Annotated in this window: 21 protein-coding genes; 4 read left to right on the forward strand and 17 right to left on the reverse strand. The window is 56.4% G+C overall.

Annotated elements, in window-relative coordinates; genetic code table 11:
- Window positions 1-5 precede the first annotated feature (5 nt).
- Window positions 6-266 (forward strand): nicotinamide mononucleotide transporter, encoded by a 261-nt coding sequence (locus H6815_03885; GenBank protein MCB9859570.1) that lies wholly within the window; start codon window positions 6-8, stop codon window positions 264-266.
- A gap of 7 nt (window positions 267-273) precedes the next feature.
- Here H6815_03885 and H6815_03890 read toward each other — a convergent pair whose 3' ends face one another.
- From H6815_03890 to H6815_03920, 7 genes are all read right to left on the reverse strand, one after another.
- A complete protein-coding gene (locus H6815_03890; GenBank protein MCB9859571.1) occupies window positions 274-1,509 on the reverse strand; it encodes a hypothetical protein in 1,236 nt (411 codons plus the stop codon).
- Window positions 1,510-1,627: 118 nt separating this feature from the next.
- Window positions 1,628-2,635: a DNA polymerase III subunit delta gene (gene holA / locus H6815_03895; protein ID MCB9859572.1), complete on the reverse strand. Its 1,008-nt coding sequence runs from the start codon at window positions 2,633-2,635 to the stop codon at window positions 1,628-1,630.
- 22 nt (window positions 2,636-2,657) lie between these two features.
- On the reverse strand, window positions 2,658-4,220 hold the full coding sequence (locus tag H6815_03900; GenBank protein ID MCB9859573.1) for a hypothetical protein: 1,563 nt from the start codon (window positions 4,218-4,220) through the stop codon (window positions 2,658-2,660).
- Window positions 4,221-4,225: 5 nt separating this feature from the next.
- Window positions 4,226-5,752 (reverse strand): hypothetical protein, encoded by a 1,527-nt coding sequence (locus H6815_03905; GenBank protein ID MCB9859574.1) that lies wholly within the window; start codon window positions 5,750-5,752, stop codon window positions 4,226-4,228.
- Between the two features lie 120 nt (window positions 5,753-5,872).
- Window positions 5,873-7,300 (reverse strand): hypothetical protein, encoded by a 1,428-nt coding sequence (locus H6815_03910; GenBank protein MCB9859575.1) that lies wholly within the window; start codon window positions 7,298-7,300, stop codon window positions 5,873-5,875.
- A 50-nt stretch (window positions 7,301-7,350) separates the two neighbouring features.
- Window positions 7,351-7,653: an FmdB family transcriptional regulator gene (locus tag H6815_03915; protein MCB9859576.1), complete on the reverse strand. Its 303-nt coding sequence runs from the start codon at window positions 7,651-7,653 to the stop codon at window positions 7,351-7,353.
- A gap of 35 nt (window positions 7,654-7,688) precedes the next feature.
- A complete protein-coding gene (locus H6815_03920; GenBank protein ID MCB9859577.1) occupies window positions 7,689-8,003 on the reverse strand; it encodes a hypothetical protein in 315 nt (104 codons plus the stop codon).
- A 114-nt stretch (window positions 8,004-8,117) separates the two neighbouring features.
- Here H6815_03920 and H6815_03925 point away from each other — a divergent pair, with 114 nt between their 5' ends.
- Complete coding sequence (locus H6815_03925) at window positions 8,118-9,326, forward strand: ABC transporter ATP-binding protein (protein MCB9859578.1); 1,209 nt, start codon at window positions 8,118-8,120, stop codon at window positions 9,324-9,326.
- A gap of 16 nt (window positions 9,327-9,342) precedes the next feature.
- On the opposite strand, the gene H6815_03930 is transcribed toward H6815_03925, so the two are convergent.
- The 7 genes from H6815_03930 to H6815_03960 form a co-directional block, all read right to left on the reverse strand.
- Window positions 9,343-11,442, reverse strand: a complete 2,100-nt coding sequence (locus H6815_03930) for a prepilin peptidase (protein MCB9859579.1) — start codon at window positions 11,440-11,442, stop codon at window positions 9,343-9,345.
- Between the two features lie 26 nt (window positions 11,443-11,468).
- Entirely contained in the window at window positions 11,469-13,694 is a 2,226-nt protein-coding gene (locus H6815_03935) for a PqqD family peptide modification chaperone (GenBank protein MCB9859580.1), read from the reverse strand.
- The gene (locus tag H6815_03940) at window positions 13,688-15,667 is read right to left on the reverse strand and encodes an efflux RND transporter periplasmic adaptor subunit (protein ID MCB9859581.1); all 1,980 of its coding nucleotides are present in this window, start codon (window positions 15,665-15,667) and stop codon (window positions 13,688-13,690) included. The genes H6815_03935 and H6815_03940 overlap by 7 nt, the downstream gene beginning before the upstream one ends.
- A 307-nt stretch (window positions 15,668-15,974) precedes the next feature.
- On the reverse strand, window positions 15,975-17,348 hold the full coding sequence (locus H6815_03945) for a hypothetical protein (GenBank protein MCB9859582.1): 1,374 nt from the start codon (window positions 17,346-17,348) through the stop codon (window positions 15,975-15,977).
- A 125-nt stretch (window positions 17,349-17,473) separates the two neighbouring features.
- A complete protein-coding gene (locus H6815_03950) occupies window positions 17,474-18,925 on the reverse strand; it encodes a hypothetical protein (GenBank protein ID MCB9859583.1) in 1,452 nt (483 codons plus the stop codon).
- 237 nt (window positions 18,926-19,162) lie between these two features.
- Window positions 19,163-20,020, reverse strand: a complete 858-nt coding sequence (locus tag H6815_03955; protein ID MCB9859584.1) for a hypothetical protein — start codon at window positions 20,018-20,020, stop codon at window positions 19,163-19,165.
- A gap of 134 nt (window positions 20,021-20,154) precedes the next feature.
- Window positions 20,155-20,472 (reverse strand): DUF3467 domain-containing protein, encoded by a 318-nt coding sequence (locus tag H6815_03960; GenBank protein ID MCB9859585.1) that lies wholly within the window; start codon window positions 20,470-20,472, stop codon window positions 20,155-20,157.
- 480 nt (window positions 20,473-20,952) lie between these two features.
- On the opposite strand from H6815_03960, the gene H6815_03965 reads away from it, so the two are divergent.
- On the forward strand, window positions 20,953-21,759 hold the full coding sequence (locus H6815_03965) for a helix-turn-helix transcriptional regulator (GenBank protein ID MCB9859586.1): 807 nt from the start codon (window positions 20,953-20,955) through the stop codon (window positions 21,757-21,759).
- On the opposite strand, the gene H6815_03970 is transcribed toward H6815_03965, so the two are convergent.
- Window positions 21,748-22,173, reverse strand: coding sequence for a hypothetical protein (locus H6815_03970; protein ID MCB9859587.1), 426 nt, complete (start codon window positions 22,171-22,173; stop codon window positions 21,748-21,750). The genes H6815_03965 and H6815_03970 overlap by 12 nt on opposite strands.
- A 228-nt stretch (window positions 22,174-22,401) precedes the next feature.
- On the opposite strand from H6815_03970, the gene H6815_03975 reads away from it, so the two are divergent.
- A complete protein-coding gene (locus H6815_03975; protein MCB9859588.1) occupies window positions 22,402-23,337 on the forward strand; it encodes a PQQ-binding-like beta-propeller repeat protein in 936 nt (311 codons plus the stop codon).
- A gap of 118 nt (window positions 23,338-23,455) precedes the next feature.
- On the opposite strand, the gene H6815_03980 is transcribed toward H6815_03975, so the two are convergent.
- Together H6815_03980 and H6815_03985 are read right to left on the reverse strand one after the other, a co-directional pair.
- A complete protein-coding gene (locus H6815_03980) occupies window positions 23,456-24,247 on the reverse strand; it encodes a hypothetical protein (GenBank protein ID MCB9859589.1) in 792 nt (263 codons plus the stop codon).
- 64 nt (window positions 24,248-24,311) lie between these two features.
- Window positions 24,312-25,214 carry a hypothetical protein gene (locus tag H6815_03985; protein MCB9859590.1) on the reverse strand — a complete coding sequence of 301 codons (903 nt, stop codon included), beginning with the start codon at window positions 25,212-25,214 and terminating at the stop codon, window positions 24,312-24,314.
- Window positions 25,215-25,283: the final 69 nt, after the last annotated feature.

Consider the following 25,283-nt stretch of genomic DNA (forward strand, 5'->3'; position numbering starts at 1 on the left):
GCATCATGCCAGAATGGCTTACCGAATCCATCATCCAGCATCACGGCATCGACTGGATCGCGATGGCCATGAACTTCTTGTGCTACCACCATCTCGGGAGCAAACGCAGATCAGGGTTTATCTTTGGGATTCTCGCGTCGGTCGCGTGGCTGGTGTTCAACTTCACCGTGGGCAGCTTCGCAGGCGTCGTCGCCAACGGTGTGTTCGTGTGGCTGAACCTGCGCGGCTGGTTGCGATGGGAATCACCAACTCAGGCACCGGCATAGCAGTCAATCACCCGCCCATCGCTGCCACGATCTCCAGCGGCAGGATCGTCTCAGCAACGGAACCATCGGTCTCGTCCCGCACGATAATCTTCATCTCGTACTTTCCGATCGTGAGATTCGCCGGAAGATCGATCACCTGACGCAGGAACAGGTCCCGTTGCGGCTTTTTACCAGGAAGGACAACGGACTGTTTCGGGACGCTCCATGCCTGGATTCCGCTGGAAAACAGGACGATGGTCTGTGAGACCTCGGTCGCTATGGTGTCGCCCGGCATCACGCCGGGATCGTTCGATCGTGCATCGCGCGTGCCGAAGTTCTCAAGCTCCGTGTAGATGCTCACACGATTGGGTCTGCCAGCAACAAATCGGTTGCCAGGTTGCAACTCATACCTGCCGTACCCGAAGATACGCGTGCACATTGCAGCATCTGAAATCGAGATCGGTTCGCTCGCGCTCAGGTCGTGCGCAATCGACGACAGCGTCCTTGCGAGCGAGCCGGGCGAACGGTCAAGTACGTTCTCAACCATCATCGAGCGCCCCACGGTGCGCAACGCGTCGAGCATCGTTCGTTCTTCGGGCGTCAGATTGTTCAGCGTACTTGGATTCAACTGGATCGCGTTCTGCGTTGTTTCTTCATCAAGGCCTAGCAGCGCCACAGGCACCATCTTCGCAAATGGATCCTCGTCTCGCTGCGCTTGGGTTGCGGTTGCATCGAACAGATTCACGATAAGCGTTGAGCGATCCGGGGATGCGGATTCAGGCACTCCACCTGATGTGCTGGACGTGTTCCCGACTGGTTGCGGTTGATTGCTGCGGATGCCATCGGGAAGATACACGCCGGAGTCCGCATCTGCAATAGCAGTAAAGGGCGCCTGCGGATCTGCCGCCTCGTGGCCTGGGGTGTTTGCTTCGAGTTGTGGACGAACGCTACCCTCGCGCATGAACAACTCCGCGTTAAACCCGGAATCGTTTGCAGCATTGACCTGCTCCTGGATGGAGTTCTGCGTGTCGCCGAAAGCGCTGTCGTCGCCCGCTTCAAGCCCCGCACTCTGGATCGGCTGCTCGCGCTGGATCAACCGCTGGGTGTATGTCAAATCGTCGCGATTGATATTGCCCTGCTGCTCGTAGGCACGCTTGTTCGGCTGATAGTTCCGGTTATACGTGCCATGCACGCATCCGGCAGCGCCTGCCAGCATCGCACCGCATATCGCACCAGAACACACACAACGCTTCATCAAACGCATCGCACCGCTCCATTCTGATCGCTGAGCAGCGCGCACAAACGAGCGCGATGCCCGCGAATCCCGCAGTGTATCGGCATTTCGGACCGTTCCGATGCAATATGGCAAAGCGACAGGTGTGTTACAACGCGCAGAACTGGAGCACAAGACGCTCGAGTATTCTCGTGCTGTCGCCAACACCGGACTTCTGGTGCTGATCGGCTCGTGTGGCAGCATTGAGCAGCGCAAGGGTCTTCTCGGGATCGGCACGGCGCGATGCGCTGAGCACCGCATCGAAGCTCGGTCCCCACAGCTTGAGTGTTCCAGCCAAGCTGCGCGGGTTGTCGCCCTGCTTGAGTCCAACTGTCATGCCATGGATCTTGCGCGCAAGATCCGTGCACGCGAACGTGATCGGAACCGCTGCATCACGGGGCGATTGATCAATGCGTTCACGGAGTTGCGACAGTGCCATCTCAGGCTTGGTGCCGATCAGCCACTGCTGGATCGACCAGAAATCGTGCTCTCTCGACACGCCGACCATGTCGTTGACCATCTCGCGCGTGATCGTCCCGCCCTTGCCAGCACCGATCGCCAGCTTACCCAGCGCCGCATCAATCCTGCCAAGATCAACACCGACACGATCAACAAGCGCGCGCGCAGCATCGTCGTCCAGCTTCGCTTCATAACGCTTCTGTGTTCTGCCCTGTGCCCAGCGTGTCGCATCGGGAACAGATAACGGCTCACACTTGATGACTGCACCAACCTCCGCAACCATCTTGTCGAGATTTCCGGGGCGCCATGCGCCCGAACGCAGGATCAGCGTTGCCGATTCGACCGGCTGCTGCGTGTAGCGCTCGATGACAGCCCGGTTGCCCTCAGCGAGAAACTTGTCAGCACTCTCAACAACAACGAGCTTGTACTGCTGCATGAGTCCGAACGATCGCAGCTCGTCGAGCACTTCGGCCGGCTGCGCCTGCTCGCCATCGAAGCGGAGCACCTCGACCTCGCCGTGCTCTGCTTCCAAAAGCTCGCGATAGACCGTGGTGTAGTGCCTGCGCAGAAACTCGTCCGCTCCGGTGAGGATGACAACTCGATGCGCAGTGCTTGGCTGGGCTGGGGGGGATGATTGGGTGGACGCTTTTCGGGCCATGGAGAAGTGTATGGCAATGCGCCTACATCTCGCTCAGCAGATTCACTAACTTGCGTCGCTTCTCGCCAGTTTCGAGCGAGTCAATGGCTTTTTCAACTTCCGCCTTATAGATACTAAATCGTTCAGGAGGAATCTTCATCAGAGCATGCCGTCCTTGAAGACCAGCATGGGCGATTGTATTCAAGCATCGCAGCGCACACTTCCAGAGCAATGGATCATCGCTATGGATCCATCCAACCACACGATCCATGTTTTCCAATGACACGATCCGCAAATAAAAAAGGATTCCTACATCATAATACTGCGCAGCTCTGCCCGCCTCTGCCAGTTCTATCTGCCTACAAAAGTACTCATTGACAGTCAAACCAGAACGAAGAACACGATCAAGTGTTTCAGAAGCATAGGGTGCAGTGCCCTCACCAAAGACTGCGCGTCGTACACGTTCTTCAAGCGATTGACTCAATGGCGAGTTTACCATCGCACACTGTGCAACCGCCGATCGCCAACCAAAGCTGCCCTCAAACACATTCTTACTTTCCAACAACAACTCCAAGGCATTCTCACTCGGTATCCAGGAGAGAGCCAATATCACACTACTTTGAATCGACGATGCGTCCATCGAGCTCTTTGCTTCAAAGAGCCAACGCCGAAACGCTTCAACCTGTTTCGGTGACTCTGTGCACTGAATGAGCTGTGAAAAACCAAAGAGACCAAACTCCAGAAAGGAAGACTGTTCAAGACTTGCATCTATTCTGACAATAAGCTCTTCAACGAGAAACTCGGATCGAGGCCCAAGCCTTCCGGAGATAGCAATAACATCGTCAAGCCCTTTCGCAGTAAGCGTGAGATTTTCAAGCTTTGGATGCAGGATTGTTCTCGTCGGAAGATCAAGCGGTTTCACTGCACGTACAACCAACTCATCAAACACACTTTGTTGAAACCGGGACACCTGCATTCCATGCATCTGCGACGCCAGATTGCTTGCTTGAGTATCAAAGAGAGAGCCTTGTTGCTCGGCTAACAGCGTAAGAAAAGTTTTTTTCTTCGCCATCTCATCCACATCCAGCATGATCGCCAGCACAAACGTCGGCGTCACCTTCACCCATTGCGGCGACTGCGCGATAACATATCCACCTGTGCCGATACTCGTAAGCAGCACGCACACAGATGCGAACGCCAGTTTCCATCTCGGCCTGCGCCTGCGAAAGAGATTCGACCTGCGCGCGTCAAGCACGCGACCGCACTCGGGGCAAGTGATATTGCTGTTGGCATCCACAGGCGCATCTGTCAGGTCGTACCAGCACCCGGCACGGAATGGACCGGACCGAATCAATCGCACAACCTTTGATGTAGATATTCTGCCCGGGCACCACTTCGTGCGCTGACCGTCACGCTTTGGTGGCCTGCGTCCAAAGAAGAGGCAGAACACCAAGCCAACCAGTGCAAGCACCAGCAGCCAGATGCAGATCGTCACGATCAATGGCAATCCCGCTGGCTGGTTCGCGGTCGCAGCCGGCGTATTGGTGACCTGCGGTGCAGCCAAGTTCGCAAGAACAAGTTGGATATAGTTTGCCGCAAGCAACATCTTATTTACCTTGGTGGAAGAATGAATATTTGTTTGAACTCGTTCAATACACTATCAATAGCTTCAATCTTTGCTTCATCCGATGTTTTATTTTTAGCATGTTCCAATGAGTTGATATAGCGATCTCTTTCCTTTGCTGTAAGCCATCGATGATCGTGCATACGGAACACGCTGGATTTGCCAGTTAGTATGAATGCGTACCGATGCAGTATGTTTGTTGCGTACCTCCACTCCGATTCCTGCTCACTATGCACCAGATCCAGAAGTGTGTTTGCTACGCGCTGCGGCATTGCATAACTCCGTACAATCCACTGGGTTTCTTCTTCCCACACTTTCGCCTCGACCATACCGCTAGCAATACCGTCAATCCAAAAAGATTCTGTTGTCTTATTGCTTTTGATCATTTTAATGGCGCATCGAATATCCACAAAATCAAGATCCTTCTCGTCTTCGCTGAGCGCAGCAATGACATCTGGAGCAATATCTGGCGGGAGTGGCGCATTGAACAACACACACTGTGCACATATAAACCGCCATTGACGTGACATTCCATGCGCATCCCATCTCGGCTTGATATCGAGCAGAAATCGGACCGCACGATTGTCTTTCACGCACACTACCAGTTTGCCGGTGGCTTCAATCATGTCCCGCTCGGTTGCGCCTGTTGGAACTGATTGCATCCAGCGTTCCGCTGCATCGATCACTTTCGGCGATCGCGTGCCCGTGAGCCACCAGTACACCGTGTTCTGCGCCCACGACGGGCTGATGCTCATGGGGTTTGTCCTGTCGATGTAGTCGATCAACTCGTCGGCAAGAAACTCGCCTCGTAAATCCAGACGTTGCACGATTCCCGCAAAGACCTCCTGGCTGTCTGCAGCACGAACAAGACGCTCGAGCTTTGGATGAAGAAGTAATCTGGTGGCTCGCGACGCGGGGTACATCGCTCGCCGCTCGATCTCTTGCATTAATGTTCTTTGCATCTGAGACGCAGATCCACGAGCGATGCTTTCAGGATTGAACATCACCGCAAGCGCAACATCGGGCAGCACCTTCACCCATGATGGCGATGTCGCAACAACATACACACTTGTCCCAAGTGCTCCCATCATCAGCACAACACACGCTGTTGCCAGTTTCAATCTCGGTTTGCGCCTACGGAACAGCTTCGACTTGCTTGCGTCGAGCACACGGCCGCACTCGGGGCAGGTGATGTTGCCATCGTCATCAGCACGTGCATCTATCAGGTCATACCAGCACCCCGGACGGAATGGACCGAACCGAACTATGCGCATCAATCGAGTTGTACATCGCTTGCCGGGACACCATCGGGTGCGCTGACCTTCACGCTTGGGAGGTCTGCGACCAAGAACCACGAGCACGCACGCAGCGCAAAGAGCGAAGGGTACAACCCACATGCACACCAGAAGGATCTGCGACATCGAACCTGCGGTCTGCGCACAAACCATTGAAAATGGCAGATTGACCTTTCCAATGAACGCAAAGGTGGAGGATGTGATCTCACTCAGCCACATTCCGCACACTGTAGATGTGCATCCGAGCAGAGACTGGTATCTCGTTATCGTCGTTCTCCACAGCAGGCATCGCTGCCTTTCTACAGGAGCAACAAAGCGGTATCAAGACCGCAACATCAATCAGGGTGGAGCCATCATGCTTCTATCCAGCAGTTCCAGCGTCCGGTACAGACGCCTTTGTTTGTCCATATCAGTTGTGTTGTACACCACAGATTCAAGCTGGGCGAGGTACTGCTGACGCTGATCCTTTGCGAAGGGGTGCGTGCTGGGGTCGCCGGGAGTTGCCTTGGAAGCAGCAATCTCGATCACGTCGGCAGCGGTTTCCCAGAGACGATCGTCATCAAACTTGAGCCATGTGATCACACGATCGACCTGGCTGCGCTCCAGCCTTCCCGTCTCGTAGAGCATCACCACAAGTTCGAGATGTTCTGTGTTTCCCTGCTCCAACCACTCCATCTGGTCATCGAGAAACTGCTCGGGTGATGTTCCATTTTTGACAATCGCAAGAATCGTGTCGGCATCGATACCAGAACTGCGGACAAAGTGCATGTCATCAAACGCATCCTCAATCGCATTTGCATCGAGAGATGCAACGGATGATGTTCTCATGAGAATGTTCACGATGTGCCTCGGCCATTCCTGAGACAATGGCGGATCCGACCAGAGTGTTCGTTTCTCGATGAGGATATCTATCGCGCGCGGATCATGCATCGATGCCAGACACTCCCCTGCCGCACGGACAAGCCACAACTCCGCTCCGTTTGCAATCGCGTTATCAAGCCATCGCTCAACATCATCAAGCAATCTTGGATTGTGCATCGCGGGCAGCCAGCGCGACACAACCATTGTTACGGAGAACGCGATGGACGGATCTGAGAGATCCTTGTCAACGCGTCTGACCAGATCGTTATAGAGAAACCGTCCATTCGTGCCAAGCCTGCTGACCATCAGATCAAGTGGTTCAAGATCGGGCATCGTGCGCACCAGATACTTCAGCTTTGGCTCAAGCACAAGCCGTGCTGGCAAGCTCCAGTGCTGATCTGCTCTTCGTTCGAGTTCAGCAAAGACGCGCTTCTGCATGCTTGATGGCGCATCACTCTTTACCGATTGTGGAAAAAAGATCAATCCCAGCACGAATGTTGGTGTTGATTGCTCCCACGATGGCTGGCGGAAGAAGCCCGCTCCCATCGTTACGCCACCAAATACACTCAACAGGGCGCACACGAGGAGAATGCGCCAACGTGGTTTCCTTCGTACGAATGCCTTCACATTTCCTGCTGAAAGCTCCCGGCCACACTCCGGGCACACTACAAATCCATCAGGATCCTTCGGCACCTCCGTCAGGTCATACCAGCACCCAGGTCGCAACGGACCAAAGCGGATAATGCGTGATACAAGCGACCTTCGCGACGGACCCGGGCACCACAGCACGGGCGTGCCGGTCTGTCTCACGGGAGGTTGCCTGCCAAGAAATAGCGCGCAGACAACACCAGCCAGTCCAAAGAGAGCAACCCACAGACCAATCGTGACAAGCAGTGCCGGATTCATGCGTCTGTCGCAGTATACAGGAAAAGATGTGCAAAGGTTCGTGGCAGGTATTAATCATCGAGACTGATCGACTTTGGCCCCTCACTACCAGCGGTGCGCTCCATGTAGCCATCACCCTTCTTTTCGTACTTTGTAAATCCGAGCCTCGAGAGATTTTCATTGCTGAGCGTGGACTTTGCTTTCATGTCCGACCACTTGCCAGCAACATTCGGTGCGGTGATTGCGCGCCGAACAGGCTTGCCTGTTTCCGGATGCTTCGTCAGCGGTTCATCCTTCATCGACTGAACATAGTCGAATGTCTCACCCGTTGGTTCGCCCTTGTCGTTCAGAACTTCGTACTCGTAGATCGGCATGAGATTACTCCTCATAACGGCCTGATGAGGGCACGCTACATCTTCTGGCCGGATTCCATGTCAAGGAATGTCCAGCCTGTTGCACGGCGTATCTGCATCAGGACCGGCCACGCAAACTCCTCGTCTGTCAGCGTCACCATGGCCTGCATGATCTGATCAGAAAATGTTGGCACCTGGATGACAAGACCCGGACCATGAAAGAACACTGTGCCCGACTCACCGGACGGATCGTCTGTGTCCGGCGCAGTATTGAAGGGTGCGAGCATCTCCGTGATCACGCGGATTGAGCCAAGCGAGGCAGGCTCGCCCGAGTCGGTGTACTTGCTGAGTGCGATCTGCCGAGATCCCAATGAATACTCCCCGTGACGCTGACAGATTCTTCATATACCGTGCCAGCACCACACTATATCGCCCGATCGGCTGCGGGTTCGAAAACACTCCTACCCTGTGGTCCGATGACCACGATGACCGCTCCACAGGCCCCGATTTCTCCCGCGCATGAGACAACACACGCTGTCTCCACGCCGATCACTATCCGCAATCTCACCAAGCAGTATGGCAGGGGAAACCGCGCGATCTTCGCGGTCGATCACATTGATCTCGACATTCAACCCGGCGAACTCTTCTTTCTGCTCGGTCCATCTGGGTGTGGCAAAACAACCCTGCTCCGCATGATCGCGGGGTTTATCGAGCCAACCGATGGCACGATCCACTTCGCTGATCAGGATGTCACGCATGTTTCTGCGCGCAAGCGTGACACGGGTATGGTGTTCCAGTCGTACGCACTCTGGCCTCACATGACCGTTGAACAGAATGTTGCGTTCGGATTGAAAATCAACAAGGTTCCAGCAGCGGAACGAGACACACGCGTGTATGACGCGCTCAAGGCTGTGCAGCTTGAGCAACTCGCGGGGCGAAGGCCGAACGAGCTTTCCGGTGGCCAGCAGCAGCGCGTTGCGCTCGCACGAGCCCTTGTTGTGCGTCCCAGTGTGCTTCTGCTCGATGAGCCGCTCTCAAATCTCGATGCAAAGCTTCGCATCGAGCTCCGATCGGAGATCCGGCGTGTGTGCAAGGCATCCGGCATCACGACGATCTATGTCACACACGATCAGAAGGAAGCACTGTCGATGGCCGATCGCATGGCTGTGCTCGACCGTGGAAAGATTGTGCAGATTGGTGCGCCGGGCGAGCTCTACCGCAGGCCTCGCACAAAGTTTGTAGCCGACTTCCTCGGTGAGACAACGTTCATCGACGCGCGCGTCCAGCATGTAGATGACTCAGGTGTAGTTGTGAGCACGCCAGCAGGGCTGCTGCGTTCGAGCACTGATGCGGCGTGCTCTATCAAGACGCTTGCGCCGGATGCTCGCGTCACCTGCTCACTCCGACCCGAGGCGCTCTCTGTCGAGCCGCTGCAAACGCCCGAGCCCGTACCCGGCACGATTGGACTTGTCGGCACACTTCAGCACACAACCTATCTCGGTGAGATCGCGCACCACGACGTGAAACTGAGCAACGGTGTTATTGCAAAGATCGCGCAGCTGAACCCATCGCCGCACACCATGCCGACCGAGGGAGAGCGGGTGCTCGTCACAGCAAATCCAGATGACGTGGTGCTGGTCGGACAGTCCTCCGTCCTTACCGGATCGAACAAAACGCATCTTGTGATGTCGTAGACGAGGAGAGCGTTGTCTACTTCGTCATGGAGTGCATTGCAAGATCAAGCCACGCTTCTGTCTTGGCCTGCTCAGTGCGCATGGTCACAGCACGAGCGGACGCACTCCGCTGGGCGATCTGCCACAGCAGTTTCGTCAGCCACGTGTTGCCAATCCCGCGTTTCAGCTGACGCCTGCACATCCATATGAGAGGTTTGGGCCCGTGCTGCTTAATGAGCAGATCGTCGAGACACACATGCATCTCGGCCACACCTGGGTCACCCTGGCGCCCCGATCGTCCAAAGAGCTGGCGATCCACACGGCGCTCATCGTGGCGTTCCGTGCCGATCACAACAAGCCCGCCAAGCTCGCGCGTCTCGTCTGTTAGATGAATGTCGGTTCCTCGACCAGCCATATTCGTCGCAACCGTCACCGCACCGGGCTGACCAGCGTTCTTTACGATCGCAGCTTCCTCAGCCTCTCGTGTTGCGTTGAGAATCGTGCATGTGATGTTGCGCTGCGACAGCGCTGCGCCGAGCTTTTCCGATGATTCGACACTGCGTGTACCCACAAGCACAGGCTGGCCCGTCGCGTGCAACTCCTCAACACGGTTTGCAACCGCTGTAAACTTGTCCTCTTCGGAAAGATGTACACGATCGGCGAGTTCTCTGCGAATCACCGGCTTGTGCGTCGGCACCTTTGTAATTGGCAACTGGTAGTACTCCCACAACTCTGGCGCTACCTCCCACAGTGTGCCTGACATTCCGGACAGTCGCTGGTATCTTTGGAAGAACTGCTGGTAGCTGATGCGCGCACTCGTGCGATTCGCAGCTGTGACTTCGAGCCCTTCCTTCGCCTGTACAGCCTGATGGAGGCCGAGCTGCCATTGTCTGCCCTCAAGCACACGACCGGTTGAGCGGTCCACGATGCAGATGTCGTCGTTCCGAATGATGTAGTCATCGCCCTGATGGAATATCTCGCGAGCAGACAGCGCCTGCACCAGCAGTTCCTCGCGCCTGCGCGGTCCTCGCCAGAAGGCTGGCAGCATACCCGAGCATTCCGCGATCCTGTCCCGTCCGGCACTCGTCAACTGCACACGACGGAATCGCTCGTCGATGGTGTAGTGTTCGTCCCTGATCAGCATCTGCGCAAGCTGTGCAGCGATTGGGAACTGCACGGTTTCTGTCTCGGCCCCTTCGCCGGCTGGCAGACTGATGATCGCTGGCGTTATCGCTTCATCGATCAGCACACTGTCCGCCTCGTCAACAATCGCAGCGTACAGCCCACGTTGCACGACGCGCTTGTCCCAGTCGATGTTTGTATCAGATTCGCCGAGTTCGTCATGCAGCCGATCTGTCAGGTCAAGCCCAAGCGGATCGAGCGCCCGCTCGCTCGTGATCTGTGTCGCAAGCAGCGGTGCAAGCCGGGCGCTGACCGGGCTTCTCAATCGATCGCGCAGAAAATCGAAGATCAACTGTTTGTCGGCGGCATATGTGATGTCCGCTTCATAGGCGCGCCTGCGATTCTCCTGCTTCGTCGAATCGAGCAGCACGCCAACCGTCAAACCGAGTCTGCTGTATGCTGGCGAGCAGATGTGTGCATCGCGCTGCGCGAGATAATCGTTGACCGTACAGACATGCACACCCTTGCGCGACCAGCCGTCGAGTGCTGCTGGAAGAATCGCGGTGACGGTCTTTCCCTCACCCGTTGCCATCTCGGCTGCGCGACCCGACGCGAGCACGAGCGCCCCCATGATCTGCTCGATATGCAGCTCAAGCCCGATCTGCCTGCGCACGACCTCTGTGATTGCGGCATAGGCAGCATCGATCGCGTCGGCATCATCGCGCCGCGTGATCGCAGCTTCCTTCACCTGCAGCACATGCTGATCGAGACCACCTTCGGAGAGAGCACGAAGTCTGCGAGCGTCTGCATCGATCACAGTCGCACGCTGGCGCAGCTTGCCTGTCGATGTCGTGCGGGAGAATCGACCACGAGCGCGCTGCGCCACCTTGTCAAGCCCGGTGAGCGGTTGCTCGCGCACGAACGGCTTTGACAGACTCTGCCACAGACGATCGCTGCCGTCGTGCTTTGAACGCACGGGAAGGTCAAGCGGGGATGGCGCGCTCGGCGCGTGCACTCTGCGATTCTCCTTGCGATGAAAACTCAGGAAGCATCCACTGGCGGCTTGCCAAGGCGTGAGCCGAAATATCGATGCAGCGTCCGCCACCACTGCAATCCCAGCGGTTCGGGTTGTAGCGCAAACCTGATGCGTGCGCGTTGTCCGGGGTACACCGAGATACCCGCGTCATCGGGCACGATCTCGACAACAAAGTATGACTCCAACGTGCGCTTCCCCCGGGGATCGGAGGGATCTGTCTGCACACTTCCGCCATTGATCGTTGTGAGGGACTCTTCGGCGACACTGTACTCGCCCGCCGGCACACGACGCACAATCTCGCCGAAGTGGGTTTCTGCTGCGCTGCCACGCACCCGGAATGATGCGCGCTCAAGCGATTCGTGCTCGGAAAAAATGTGCGCGTAGTTATGGTCCGGCACATAGGCTCGCACGACAACGCTGTCTTCTGTAACAACCCATCCCACCAGCATTCCAGGCGTGACGTACCGACCAACGCTGTCGGCCAGCGTGCGATCCTGTCCTTCGGCACTGATGAACCTGCCGTCCTCCGCTGCAACAACAGTAAAGGATGCAACACGATCCTGATAGCGTCGCACGCGAGCCGAAAGCTGCTCGTGGACACGCAACGCACGTTCATATTCGGTTGCTGACTTGCGACGAGCCGCGTCAAGCTCCGCCTCCGCACGCTCCAGTCTTGCCTGTGTCATTGCAAGCTCAGTTGCCGCGTCCGGATTCTCGATCTGCAACAGCGGCTGACCCTTTGTCACGTACGAACCGGGTGTTGCAAGGAGTTGTGTGACAAACCCCGCCTCCTGCACACGCACCGGTGACTTTGTTCTCGGCTGCACCGTCCCCGTCGCATACCCCGAAGCTGGCGCTGGAACAAGCCCGAGCAGCACGCCCGCACCGCCAAGGATCGAGCCCACAATCGCAAATGCGCGAGCACGCCGACCGACGAGCTTTGGCGAACCCACCATGTACCCGATGCCCTTGAGCACCGGTACCACGAGCATCATGATGAACAGCACGAGAGCGAGCACAATGCCCACTGTCAGAAACTGGTTCGACACAACAACAATGATCATGACGCCGATGAAAATGCGATACGGAATCGAGAGCGCACCGTATACGCCCATCAGCCACGCTTCTGCAGCATCGCGCACGCGCGGCGGCTGGATGCCCTTGAGCCCGAGCAGGTACCGCTCTGTCAGGAACTTCCACAAGTCCCTTGACCGGTTCGCAAGATTCGGAGTGCCCGCCAGATCCGAGAGCATGTAGTACCCGTCATATCGCAACAGCGGGTTCACGTTAAAGAGAATAGTTGTGACACTTGCGACCAGCATGACGTGGTACGCAAACGACGCAACCATCGCATCAGAAGTCGTCGCCCACACAATCGTTGCCAGAGCAGCAAAGAACATCTCGACCATCATGCCAGCAGCAGCGACCACCACACGCTTGTGTGTTTCCGGGAATCGCCACGAGCTTGAGGCATCGCAATACGGCAGCGGAAGAATGCCGCCAATCAGCAGCAGCCCAATCTCGGTGCATCGGCCACCCATCGCTTTACACGCGGAGGCGTGTCCGAGTTCGTGGATCGCGCGCAGCAGCAGAAATGCAATCGTCGCCATAAAGAACACGTTTCTATCAAGACGAAGCACGCCGTTAAGCCCGTCGAAGACGCGATCGACATTATTCAATACGAGCGCCAGTGCGATTGCCATAAGTCCGCACCAGATCACAAGCATCCACTTTGAGTAGATAAGCCGAAGTGCGGGCGCAACTTTGCTGAGCCACGGATCCGGATTATGCACAGGGATGGAGTAGAACATCCAGTTGCCGGTCCGCCGCTGCAACCGTGACTTGCGCGATCGTGCGCGTCGTTCGGCGATCATGTCCGGCGCAAGCGGCGCATCACCGATCAACAGCCCGAACATCTGCATCGATGCGAGCGCACGGATGCACTCATGCTGTGTCGGCGCGTGCTGCCCGAGTTGCTCGCACGCGGCTTCCCACGCCTCATCCACCGTGCGTCTGCCGTCGAGCATGCCAAGAAAGAAATATGCCGATTCACTCAGACGAACGTACTGGCTCGTCGCGGGATCCTCAGCAATATACGCGATCTCAGGTCCCTGATGCTGGCGCGTAATGCGCACGTGCGGACTGATGCGCGGACGGAGGTCTGCTGTGCGATACCACAGATCTGAAAAGGTTGGTTCTGGAGCAGTTTCCCACATTGTTTGCGTTACCACCACAGCCACATGCGTGCGCGATCAATGAGCGGGCCAACCAGAATGGACCACCCGTTCGTGCGGACGGTGCGATCGTTCTCGTCTGTGACCCGGACCTTCGATGTGCCTGACATTCCGGGAAGCAGCCAGTCCGGAGGATCCACCGGTTCCGCCTCAAGCAGATACATGTTTGCACCGTTCGCGGGCTCTGCAATCGGACGCATCTTTGTAATCACAAGTTCTACCCGCGAGCCGGGGCGTGCCTTGACTGTCAACGCTGCATGCTGGCCGACACGCACCGAGTTAATCTGGCGTTCATCCACACGCATATCCGCTGAGATCTGCTCCTGCACAATCTCCATGAGCGGCTGCGTCGGTTCAACTCGTGCGCCAACATACGGCTCAAGGTCACCTCGCGCGACAACACCAGAGATCGGCGACACGATCTCGGCCCGATCAAGCATAAGCTGCGTGCGAGCGAGATTTGCTCGCATTTCGTTGATCTCAGACGATACCACACGCTCCCGTGCGAAGTTACGGTCGGACCGGGACGCTTCCAGATCCGTCTGCGCGCCAGCTAGACGCGATTCAAGCTGGGTGCGCTCTGACTCAAGATCTGCAACATCCATGTGCGCAATAACCTGCCCCGCTTCAACGCGATCGCCGGGCGACACAAGCACATCCGCAAGATGCCCGACAAACGGCGGCACGATGGTCCGTGAGACGCTCGGCGCAATCTCTGTCTTTGCAGGCACGCGCTTTGGAACAATCGGCAGTGCCAGCACAACCGCAGCAAGCAGCGCTGTCGTCGCAATGATCTTTGCAATAGTATGTCTCGGACCAACTGCGGCGCGCATCAACTCGGTGGTGCGATCACGCGCAACAGCAGCAATGCCACGATCAGCAAGCCTGCGTGTCCACAACGCCGGACCGACAAACTCGGCCACGAGACGCAGCAACGGAATCGCACCAGCCGGGAACGGATCGCGTGCTTCGCGCTCCAGCACCATCACACCAATCAGATCACCCTCGACACGCAGCGGAAGGCTCAACACCGCACTGGGCCCGAAGGACAGGCTCAGACGTTCCGCTGCGCGAGTGATGCGCCGCTGTGACGGATCGTGCTCAACCTCTTCGGGGACGGGGTAGGCGATCTCTGCATCCTGATCGGCGCACTCCTCCATGGTCAGCTCGATTGCTTCGGCAGCGGCTGCATGTCGATCAACATCGTCCGATCCAGATACAGCCACCATGCGCATGCGGTCGTTCCTGACCAGACCGATCGAAACACGCGTGCAGCCGAAACGCCTGCGAATCTCCTCACACATGAGCGCGCCCATGGACGATGTGTCGCGTCCCTGGTTCGCGGTATCGAGCAGTTCAAGTGTCTCTCGCAGCTTGAGCTTGTGCTCGGTCTCGCCGAGGGCCTGCTGCTGCCAGACATAGGTTTCAAATCGGGCGCACGTCAGTTGCAGCAAACGGAGTGCTGCGTTTGGGTCGCGCACATCCTGCGGCAGAAGAAGCACAACCGTGCCCTCGCGCTTTCCGCCAGCAACGAGCGGGCATGCGATGGCATGCGCAGTATCTGTGTTTTGGTATAAACCCGTTGCACGTGCTGGAAGCGCGACGCGCTCGACAACACCCGTTGAAATGTCGTTGCCCTCTGTGGATGCTGCACGCGCAATATCGATCAGTCTTGCACGAAGGGGTGACTCGGTCTGCAGTGCATTATCCAGTGAGGTTGCAAGATCCGCAGGAACGCCAGGAGTCACTGCGCGTGCAGCGATGCCGCCTGCGCGCTGTGGTGTCGGCAGGAGATATATCACACCACCGAGACTCCCCACTGTGGCGCACTGGAATCTGAGAAGATCGCTGAGAAAGGCTGCGAATCGATCCGCCCGCGCAGACCCGCCACGCAATGGCGCTGGTGCATGCTGGGTCCGTGCAATCTGCGAACCGGAAGCTGGGGTTGTCTCTGGCTGCGACTGCGTCATGATGCCTTTCGCGATGGACTGTGACAACAACATACGGAGCACGCTCTTGCGTGCAACGAAGATGTGTAACTGATCGTTCCGGCCCCGTCAGCAGGGGGTGCTGACGCAGCGCAGGGCATGGGTCGCTCGGAGCGACACCGCCTCGCTGACTTCCGGTACCACACAATACGCCCAACACCGGCTCAGGTTCCAGAACAGATACCAACTGTCCGTCATCATGCGCCTTCCCGGCACTCAAGGCAATGCAAACAGCCCGAAAACGCGAATCTCGCCCGTTTCCGTATCAAATCCCGGTGCATCCCCGGCGTTATCGCTCTGCAAGTTCCCTGATCGCCTGGCGTGATTCTGCCACGCTCTGCACAACCCACTCGGCATCCACTGGCAGGACCCACCCTGAAGGCATCGCCTGAAGGACTACATCCATGCGCGAGGGATCAAGATTCGCATCTTCCTGCAGCAATGGAAACACTGTATTGAGCGGCGAGTGCAGCAGCAGTTGCACGCCCATCTTCTGCACATCGCTGTATTGCACTCGTGGATCCCCAATGTACACATACGAGCAATGGTCGTGGACCCATTCCGATGTCAGTTCTTCCTCCAAAAACCCAGGGCGCATCATCTGGTTTGTCACGAACACGCTGTGGCGCGTCTCAGCTGAGAGGTCATCCGGCAGCGCATCAACCACATCACCGAGATGTGCCGGCAGGAAGCCGTCATGCAGTTCCGCATATCGCTTGATTGCGCCTGTCAGCACACGCAGATCATGGAATGCGTCGTAATAGTCCGGCAATCCCTCGCCATCAACAATCGCGCCGAGCACTTCACTCGACTCTGCACCAAGAGCGCGCGCAAACGGTACCGAAGTTATCGAAACGTTCCCGGCCGCGTGCAACACGCCAACAAACTTCATCGGTTTGCCTTCACGCGTGAACCAGTCGATCGCAAGATTGTCCTTCGTGCGCACCAGCAACACACGACGCGGATCGACAATGTCGTCGAGCACAACCTCAGCCGATCCAAGATACATATATGATGTGTTCCGATCCATCCATTCTGCAGTTGGCTCCAGCGGCAGCGCGGTACGCTTTCGCTGCGACGGCGTCAGAAGCACAGAAGCCTTCTCTGTCATCGTTGTGTGGCGCGGCGAATCAGGCACGTACGGAAACACCTCGCCAAGCGAACCGGGCAGGTGCCCGTCGTGGTTCACGCAGTACGCGACGAGAGCTTTGTGGATAATTGCAAGATCGGCAAGCATCTGCCTGCGTTCGGGCAGCTCTTTGCCATCCGCAAGCGCTGTAAACACAGCTGCGGAGTCATCAATGATCCACCGTGCAACTTCCGGCGGGTGCATCTCGACATGCCCATCAGCATACGCAACAGGCACAGAGAGCCCACCAACGGAAAACTCGTCCGCTGGAAGATCAAACGCGAGCGACAGATCAAGATGAATCACAGCCAGCGTGCTCATGTCCAGCAACTGCTCGACCGTGATCTTGTCATTGCCGAGGTATTTGAATGCGCTGTCATCAAGCTCGCCCGGTCTTGCGTAGCGAGCAAGATCATCCAGAGACGCTGGCAGCGTGCCGTCATGCTCCTGCGCGTACATGTGCAGTGCCATCATCGCGTTCCGTGCTGCAACCATTGCCTGAACGGACTGCTCTCGGATAGGCTGTGCTGACACACAAATCGGCGCTGCCACCGAGAGAAACAAAAACCAGCAAATCTGTTGCATTCCTTGACGAGTACCAATCATGTGTCACTATTCCATTCTGCTGAACAGCAGGTTCCCATAAACCATGATCTTTGTTATTTCATTGCCCGTTCTATCGCTCTCTGCGCTTCTCGCGATTCTCTGGCACGCTCGTCGATCTGATCCGGCGGATACGGCATGACGAGTCCATAAGCAGATGCGACGACAAGCCAGTCGACCTGAGAAGGCGTGCCATCAGCACTCTCAACAAGTACGTGGAACGTCTCATCCTTCGGTGAGTACAACAGCAGTTCCTGACTCTGCTCCAGAAAATCCGGTACAAAGATGCGAGGGTTTCCAATAAAACGGTATCGGCAGTGCTGGCGAACCCAGTCCTCCGTAAGTTTGCCCCTGACCACCTCATCTGTTGACCTGCTTGGCGGAAGAAATGTTCTCATGCGTGAGGCGTCATCGTCGCCAGCTTCCTCGGGCAGGTATGCGATCACATCGCGCAAATTCGAGGGGTATCGATCGTTGTGATCAGCCGTGTATCTCATCACTGCTTCAAAGAGCAGGTTCAGATCTTGGCACACATCCAGATATTCCGTGTGCTCTGCCTCATCAGCTGCGACAGCAAGAAACATGCGCGATTCGTCTGCCTTTGCTTTCACAAAGTCAACGCCGAACATTCTTGTGTCTCCGTGCGCTGTCAGCGCCAGCACGACTGGCATTGGTGTGAACGAAGTGTTCAGCCAGTCAATTGCGAACTCGGGCTTTGCATGCACAATCAGGGTGTCATCAGGGCTTACGATCCTGTTCCATGGTACGGTGGAATGACCGAGATACACATATGACGTGTGCGCATCAATCCATTCGGAGGTGGGATTGTCTGGAATCTCAACCAATGCTCGTACGGCTGGCATAACAAATGCACTTGCACGCTCCCGCGGTGTTGCATATCCCTCCTGTTGTGGGATGTACTCCAGTAACTCTCCCAGCGAAGCCGGCATAAGCTGCTCGTGATCCTTTGCATACGCCTGAAATGCCTCGTGCATCATTGCGAGATCGTCCTGAACAATCCACGACTCGGGCAGCGACGCATCATCTGTCATTGATAGAAGCGCCTGCTTCGAGTCACGCACGATCACGCGCGCAACGCCAATATCAAAGATCTCTACGCTCCCATCTGCAAAGCCAACTACAACAAGATCTCTTTCGGGCCCCCTCTGATCTTCTGGAAAATGGATGGCTCTGTCGAACTTCATGTGAACTATCGCGACCAGATCAGAACGCGGAATATCCTTATAAATAATCTTGTCGGACGCAATATAATCGAACAACGATGGATCAAGGGTTTCCTCAAGCAAGTACGTGTTGATGTCATCCATCGAAGCCGGCAGGTTCTTTCTTCGCATATCAGACGCGTAGTTCGGAAAGAGTATCTGTGCGAGCCTGACCTGCTGATACGCGGATCGCAACTGCTCATCCGGTGAAGCGATGTGAGCCCGAGCTGTCACAGCGCGCACACACAGCAGAACGAGCGACAATGTAAAAAATCGACAGCACATCAATGAAATCCTCATGCACAGGTATTGCACAGATGCCATCCTGTGGTTCCACAATTGCTGCGGCAATGTTGACACGGCCAATCTCCAACGACAAACTGAATCGTATTGCCAGCCAAGTTCATCCGGCACCAACGACTCTCTGCGTACCTCTGCACTCTCAACAGTGGCAGCAGTTGAACTCTCACCATCCTTGGCCGCTCTCCTTTGGAAACGTATATACAGCAGGATGTTCCTAACTTACACCAGTTCGCGTAGCAGCCGGCTCTTCTGGCGCTGAAGCGAGAACACGTATCCTGCGAGCCCCAACCCCACAACCACAACAATGAACCCAAGGATTCCCAGCTTGATTGGCCCACGATGCGATGATGAACCCGACTGCTGCATCCCCATCACAACTGCGCCAGCTATCAACCCGCAGCCAAGCAACACCAGCGCAAACATCGCGCCGAACGCTTGTGAGATCATGCTGCGGTAAGCAGACTTGACCATCGATCGCACATCCTGCATCCATGCCTGTGTATCTGCGTGCGATTCGGATGCCTCCATCCAGTCCGGTTTGTGCAGCGTGCCGGAGAAATCAAGATGCGCAGCAAGATGACAGTGTTGTATTGCATTGTCGTAACAGTGCTTTGCGCCGTCATAGCCCAGCTTGATCCTGAAGTTGCCCTGTGTTGTCATGAGATGCACAGACTGCGGTGCAACCAGATCGCCGCCATCAAAGCTCGGCCCCTTCACGCCAGCAACAAGAAGCACATCATCCGTCTGCAACGCTGTACGTGTATTTCTGGAATCTCGAATCCCGATCTCCCCCGACTCAATACGCAGCGCACGGATCCATCGCGGACGCGGAACAAGACACGCTGCTGCAGCACCCACAACTGCGGGACCAATGATCCACAACCACGGAATAGGCAGCTTTGTACTTACTGCCTTGTAGATCTCGGTGCCCGCAAATCCTGCAACGACCGCTCCAACAACAAGCCGGATCGGAATGTTTGCCAGCCACGGCGCTTGGCCCGTGTAGACCAGCGGCTCGGTTCCGTTGTCCGGTGGTGCCATTGCAGCAGATACGTTTTCTGTTTCCTCAGTTTTCATGCGACACAATGTATCTGATTGTGGCGTTGCATGTCAGCCAAGATCGCGCAAAACAAAGAGCACCCAGCAACATCGCTGCTGCCGGGTGCGAAGCTCACTCTCTCTATCTCCCCAGCCAAGCTGGAAATCGACATTCAGTCGTTGCTGCCAGCGCTAACCGGCACCGGCCCCTGCAGGCTGATCTCGCCGAATCGTTCCTCATACTGACGAACAACCTGAGCGAGGCTCATCGCGAGGCGCTTTGCGCCCTGCCAGTTCATGACAGTGCGGCTGGCAACGCCGAACATCATCACGGGCTGATTGTCTGGGCCCTGCATCGGCACGTTGAGCCCGAAATCGAGGACGACCTCGTCTGCGGTGGTCGATGTGCGAACGGTGTTGGCGTAGTGCACCTGCATTTTCGACTCGTCGATGCGCACCTGGACCTGACGCTGGTTCTGTTCATCTGCCATTTTGAGTACTTCCTTCCGTCTCTGCAAAGGTTCTGTTCACGTCAGCGCGAATCGGGTTGCGGGTCTGGGTGAACGGGTCTGAATGATCGCACAGGGGGTGTGCGCAGCCCACAGCGTGCGGGCGGGGTCTGTGTATCTGCAATGGTTGTGCCAACCGGGACCATGTCAACACCTACGCGATCAGGTCAACCGATTGGCCCAGCAGCCCGAGGCTGGCTCTGGTTGAGGGACCTGTTCGGCGTAGAACCGCAGTCGGTTCCCATCAGCCGTCCTGCCAGCAATGTCGGGCCTGCTTATTTGGCAGGGGATTTCGATTGCGACCGACGCCCGATACCGCTGCTCTCGAACGAACATTCTTCCTCTTTGATCCAGATTTTCCGTGTCGTTGTATCCTCTGCTTCGATTTTCGTGTATGGTTCGGGTAGCAAAGACGCGACTTCTGTGGCATTCTGTATCCGACGATTGGGAGTCATCCGGCACATGCGGAACGAGCGCATCACAACTCGCGACGTGCGTGAATGCACAAGAATCATCGGCGAATGCGTCGAGAACGGGGCTGATGCGCGCTCATGGCTGGACCACGCACTCGACGCGATGCGGGACATGGTCCATGCACAGGTTGCCATTGGCGGCAACATGCAGCACTTCTCGCCGGATCGCAAACCCATCCCCCTCGGGTCGATCCGCAAGGGGTGGGCAACAAAGCGCGATGAGAAATCATGGCAGGAGTACACCTCTGTCATGCCGGTCACACGAACGCCCGAGTTTGATCAACTCGCTCGATTCACCGGACCCATTGTCACCCGAAGGCGCAACCAGCTCTGGGATGAGCGCGTGTGGTACAACTCTGTCACATTCAACGAGTTCCACAAGGCAGCTGGCATCGACGATTACATCATCTCCATCGCTGCGGTACGCGAGATGAACCTGTTCAACTCCATCTGGCTACACAGACCCGTCGGCGCGCAGCCGTTCACCCGGCGCGATGCCTGGCTCATCCAGTTCATCCACGCATCGCTCGGCGAAATGATCGGAAAGTCCATCGCGTCAGCTCTTGAGCCCGGCACCAACGGACTCACGCCGCGACAGAAGGACACGCTCGACTGCCTGCTCGATGGTGACTCCGAGAAGCAGGTGGCATATAGACTTGGACTCTCACCCACCACAGTGCATGAGTATGTGGTGGCGCTCTACCGTCACTTTGGTGTGTCCAGCCGGGGCGAACTGCTCGCGCGTTTCGTTGGCAGAGCACGCCCTCGTTTCCCCGATGATGAGTCAGCCAACTGATTCATCCGGATTTCTCGAACGTTTCCGTGAGGGCTTTGCGACCACCTGCCAACCATCTTCGTAAATGACGATGCCGGGCGACTGTGTTGTGATCTGCTCGACATACACACCGTACTCGCGCAATAACTCGATGATCGCGCGTACGCGACGGATCGGCTCCTTTGCTCTTGGATGGAACCACGCGATCGCGCGATGATGTCCGTCGTCACGCAATACCGCAGGTGATTTCAGATGCATCTTTAGCCACGACAGATGCCCCTCAAGTACCCGTTCTTCGTCCGGTGTCAGCACTCCCGAGTCGCGCAGCTCAAAAGCTTCCTGAAACACGCCCATCGGCTTGTGAGACTGTTCGCACACGCGCAGGCTCTGGAACCTGATGTACGTCGCCGGAGAATCTTCGGATCTTGATGTCATTATCCTGTACTGCTGGCAATGTTGCCTGATAAGTCTAGTAAAGGACGGATTTTCATCCCATCAAAACGATATGGTCGATCGCGACTTTCAGGCAGAAATGGGGCTTTTTTCGACCCAGAAAATCGTTATCGCCATCCTCCCTCTCTTTTGTGGGTAACCACAACGGCCTCCATGTGGGAACATACTGGCATCACTCGTCTGATTCACCCACACCACACGGAGGTACACATGAAGACCATTTCCAGACTCACTGTTGTCGCTGCACTTGCAACGCTCGCTGGAACAGCAACCGCAGATGATATCTTTGTCGCTGGCGCATCGGGCAACATTTATCGTGCCGACGCCTCAGCTACATTCGATCTGTTCGTGCAGACATCCCAGGAAGTCACCTCGATCACGTTCATCGACGATGTGCTCTATGCAGGCACGACCGCTGGCAATGTCATGCAGTACGAACTCGCCACAGGAGCGCTCGTTGGCTCGTTCAATGTACTCGAACCCATCACCGCGCTGACAGCAGCCGGCACAGATCTGTTCGTTGGCACCGAGTCAGACAAGATCATCAAGTACGACATGACAACAGGTACCCAGATCGGATCGCTCCAGCACATCAACGATGTCAACGCACTGACAGCGCACAACGGGAACATCATCATCGGCGGTATCGACACTTTCGTGTATTCCATGCCGCAGTCAATGTCGCAGCCCCAACTGCTCACCGTCTGTGGCGGGCAGGTGACCTGTGCCGCAGCAACTGGTGACACGCTCCTCCTCGGCACACTGCAGGGTCGCGTCTATTCGGTCAACTCAAACACCGGCACGTATTACAACATCTTCAACATGGCCAATGTGCAGCACGGCATCGACATCGTGAACGGGGAAGCTCTTACCACTGGTGCGGGAACCGATCTGGTCACATTCAATGTCTCCTCTGGCGCACAAACAGGCACGATCGCAGCACCGGAAGCAGCGATGACCATCTCCGTGCTCGACCTGTGCGAAGCAGACTGGAACGGCGACGGCTCGCTCGATATCTTCGATTACGTCGAGTACGGCAACTCGTACTCAAGCAACGAGCCCCGCGCAGACCTTGATCACAACGGCTCACTCAACGTGTTTGACTACATCGCGTTCGGCAATCTGTACGCAGCTGGTTGCAAGTAAGTAACCCCGTCCCTCAATCCCCACGCACGCCGTCCTCGTCGTGCGTACACACAACCGGCACATCGCATCAAGCGGTGTGCCGGCTTTAACTTTGTTTCACTGACTTGCTTTCCAGTCCTTATCCGCCACCCGGCTTAAGCGGCTTGCCAGTTGCAATATCCTGTCCCCGCATATGGCGCACCATGTCGAGCATCATCTGCTGCCCGCGGATCTGCTGGCTCGGCGACGAGTGAACGCGCACGTTGTTATTGAAAAACTCAGCCAGACGGCCGATGGCGCGCGGCGGAGGCCCCTTGCCCTCACGAATTGCCTTGGCATCACGCTGCGCCTGCTCGTGCATCTCTGTCACAATCTGGTTGTCGCTCATCCCGGACTCTTCGCCAGCGAGCGTTTCCATCGCACGCACCATGTCCACCAGCGACGTGTCAAGGTACCGGGCGCGATCTTCCAGCGGCACGTTGTCATACCCGTTCGCGTACTGATCCCACATGTCGATCATCAGCATCGACACGTTCTCCTCTATTTGCGCTCGTGCCTTGCCCATGATGCCACCGGCAAATGATGCAAGCAAGACACTCTCCGTCGCGCTCATCTTCTCAAACCTCTCGCGCAACGTGCCGAGCAGTTCCAGACGTTTCTGGATCGGGAGGTTATTAAACTCATTCGTCAGCAGCGTAAAGTTCATCAACTTGTCGATGCGACCGGTGTCATAGTTCGGCGTTCTGCGAGGGATAATCGACCACACACCCCACACGAGCAGCGGCAGCACAATGCATCCGAGCACAATCCCACCGATACGAAAAGTACGTCGACGCGACTGCTCATCACCGAAGAGTATGTCGTCAACACGTTCACCAAAGTCACGAAAACGACCAAACACAGACTCGTTCTGCCCGAGCCGGTCGATCATTCGCCGCATGCTGTCGTTAGGTCCCGCCATCGTGTGCTATATCCCAGTTCCGGATTGAGGATAATCAACATCCAGCCTGCCATGAGTTAAAAAAACAAACATAATCAAAGATGGCAAACTGCCCATTACCATCGCAATCGGCATACGGGTCCTGACTTGCGTACGCGTTGCCAAAGCAGATGTAGTCAAAGATCGTCAACTCCCAGTCACCATTACAATCAATGTAGCAGTCGCTGCAACCGATTGTCCATTTAAATTCGGGATCGGGCGCAACCCAGGCAACAGCATTCAGAAACAGCGTCATGCCCTCGGGCTGCTGATTTCCCATTGCACAGCCGGATTCAGACAACGTCATCAACCATTCGCTGTCACCAGCAATGACAGTCCTCCCAGGACCAATGCTGTGCGTCCACGCTCCAATCACAATCGCCTCAGGCGTGGAGACAAGTGGCGCAACAAGCCAACTTGCCGTGTTCGTGAACCCAGCATGCGTCATCAATGGGAGAGAACCCGAAACGGCGCCAAACGGACCATCAATCACAGGATGCAACTCAGTTGTAATGGTACCGGTTGCTGGACCAAACGGTCCCACAGCATTTCCGTCAAAGCGATAGTCCAGCTCTTCGGGTATAGTGTCACCCAACGCGATGATGCCACCACGAAGTGAAAACAGTCGCACCTCAGACAGCTCAAGCGTCGTCATTGAGGAGCTCGCGGGGATAACAAGAACATCTGTTTCAGCGGGTATCTCACACCTGAAGTTTGCAACCGGCGGCAGGAACACAATCGGCCTCTCAACAATCCCGCCCGGGCCGAAGTTCGCGGGGTCGAGCATGGCATCCCTCGCAGCAGCGTGCGCGTTGCCCGTCAGAAAGTTGTAATCGATCGAGCCGCACAACTCCGTGCGCGTCGAATCAAGTGTCAGCACATAGATCGGCTCTGGCTGCGCATGAACATGGCAACCCATACCCAGAACAGCACAAACCAGTATCTTTTTCTTCATTTCACGCCTCACGGTCGAACCACCTCAGAGATC

It is taken from the genome of Phycisphaeraceae bacterium, from assembly GCA_020639155.1.
Taxonomy (GTDB): Bacteria; Planctomycetota; Phycisphaerae; order Phycisphaerales; family UBA1924; genus JACKHF01.

What these genes read in the sequence shown, in the direction of transcription:
- H6815_03925 (MCB9859578.1), top strand. Translation starts at nt 8,118, where the DNA reads ATGACCGCTCCACAGGCCCCGATTTCTCCCGCGCATGAGACAACACAC.
- H6815_03890 (MCB9859571.1), bottom strand. Translation starts at nt 1,509, where the DNA reads ATGCGTTTGATGAAGCGTTGTGTGTGTTCTGGTGCGATATGCGGTGCG.
- H6815_03885 (MCB9859570.1), top strand. Translation starts at nt 6, where the DNA reads ATGCCAGAATGGCTTACCGAATCCATCATCCAGCATCACGGCATCGAC.
- H6815_03955 (MCB9859584.1), bottom strand. Translation starts at nt 20,020, where the DNA reads ATGAAAACTGAGGAAACAGAAAACGTATCTGCTGCAATGGCACCACCG.
- H6815_03965 (MCB9859586.1), top strand. Translation starts at nt 20,953, where the DNA reads ATGCGGAACGAGCGCATCACAACTCGCGACGTGCGTGAATGCACAAGA.
- H6815_03940 (MCB9859581.1), bottom strand. Translation starts at nt 15,667, where the DNA reads ATGACGCAGTCGCAGCCAGAGACAACCCCAGCTTCCGGTTCGCAGATT.
- H6815_03950 (MCB9859583.1), bottom strand. Translation starts at nt 18,925, where the DNA reads ATGTGCTGTCGATTTTTTACATTGTCGCTCGTTCTGCTGTGTGTGCGC.
- H6815_03970 (MCB9859587.1), bottom strand. Translation starts at nt 22,173, where the DNA reads ATGACATCAAGATCCGAAGATTCTCCGGCGACGTACATCAGGTTCCAG.
- H6815_03960 (MCB9859585.1), bottom strand. Translation starts at nt 20,472, where the DNA reads ATGGCAGATGAACAGAACCAGCGTCAGGTCCAGGTGCGCATCGACGAG.
- H6815_03980 (MCB9859589.1), bottom strand. Translation starts at nt 24,247, where the DNA reads ATGATCGACCGGCTCGGGCAGAACGAGTCTGTGTTTGGTCGTTTTCGT.
- H6815_03975 (MCB9859588.1), top strand. Translation starts at nt 22,402, where the DNA reads ATGAAGACCATTTCCAGACTCACTGTTGTCGCTGCACTTGCAACGCTC.
- H6815_03900 (MCB9859573.1), bottom strand. Translation starts at nt 4,220, where the DNA reads ATGTTGCTTGCGGCAAACTATATCCAACTTGTTCTTGCGAACTTGGCT.
- holA (MCB9859572.1), bottom strand. Translation starts at nt 2,635, where the DNA reads ATGGCCCGAAAAGCGTCCACCCAATCATCCCCCCCAGCCCAGCCAAGC.
- H6815_03905 (MCB9859574.1), bottom strand. Translation starts at nt 5,752, where the DNA reads ATGTGGCTGAGTGAGATCACATCCTCCACCTTTGCGTTCATTGGAAAG.
- H6815_03910 (MCB9859575.1), bottom strand. Translation starts at nt 7,300, where the DNA reads ATGAATCCGGCACTGCTTGTCACGATTGGTCTGTGGGTTGCTCTCTTT.
- H6815_03915 (MCB9859576.1), bottom strand. Translation starts at nt 7,653, where the DNA reads ATGCCGATCTACGAGTACGAAGTTCTGAACGACAAGGGCGAACCAACG.
- H6815_03985 (MCB9859590.1), bottom strand. Translation starts at nt 25,214, where the DNA reads ATGGGTTGCCATGTTCATGCGCAGCCAGAGCCGATCTATGTGCTGACA.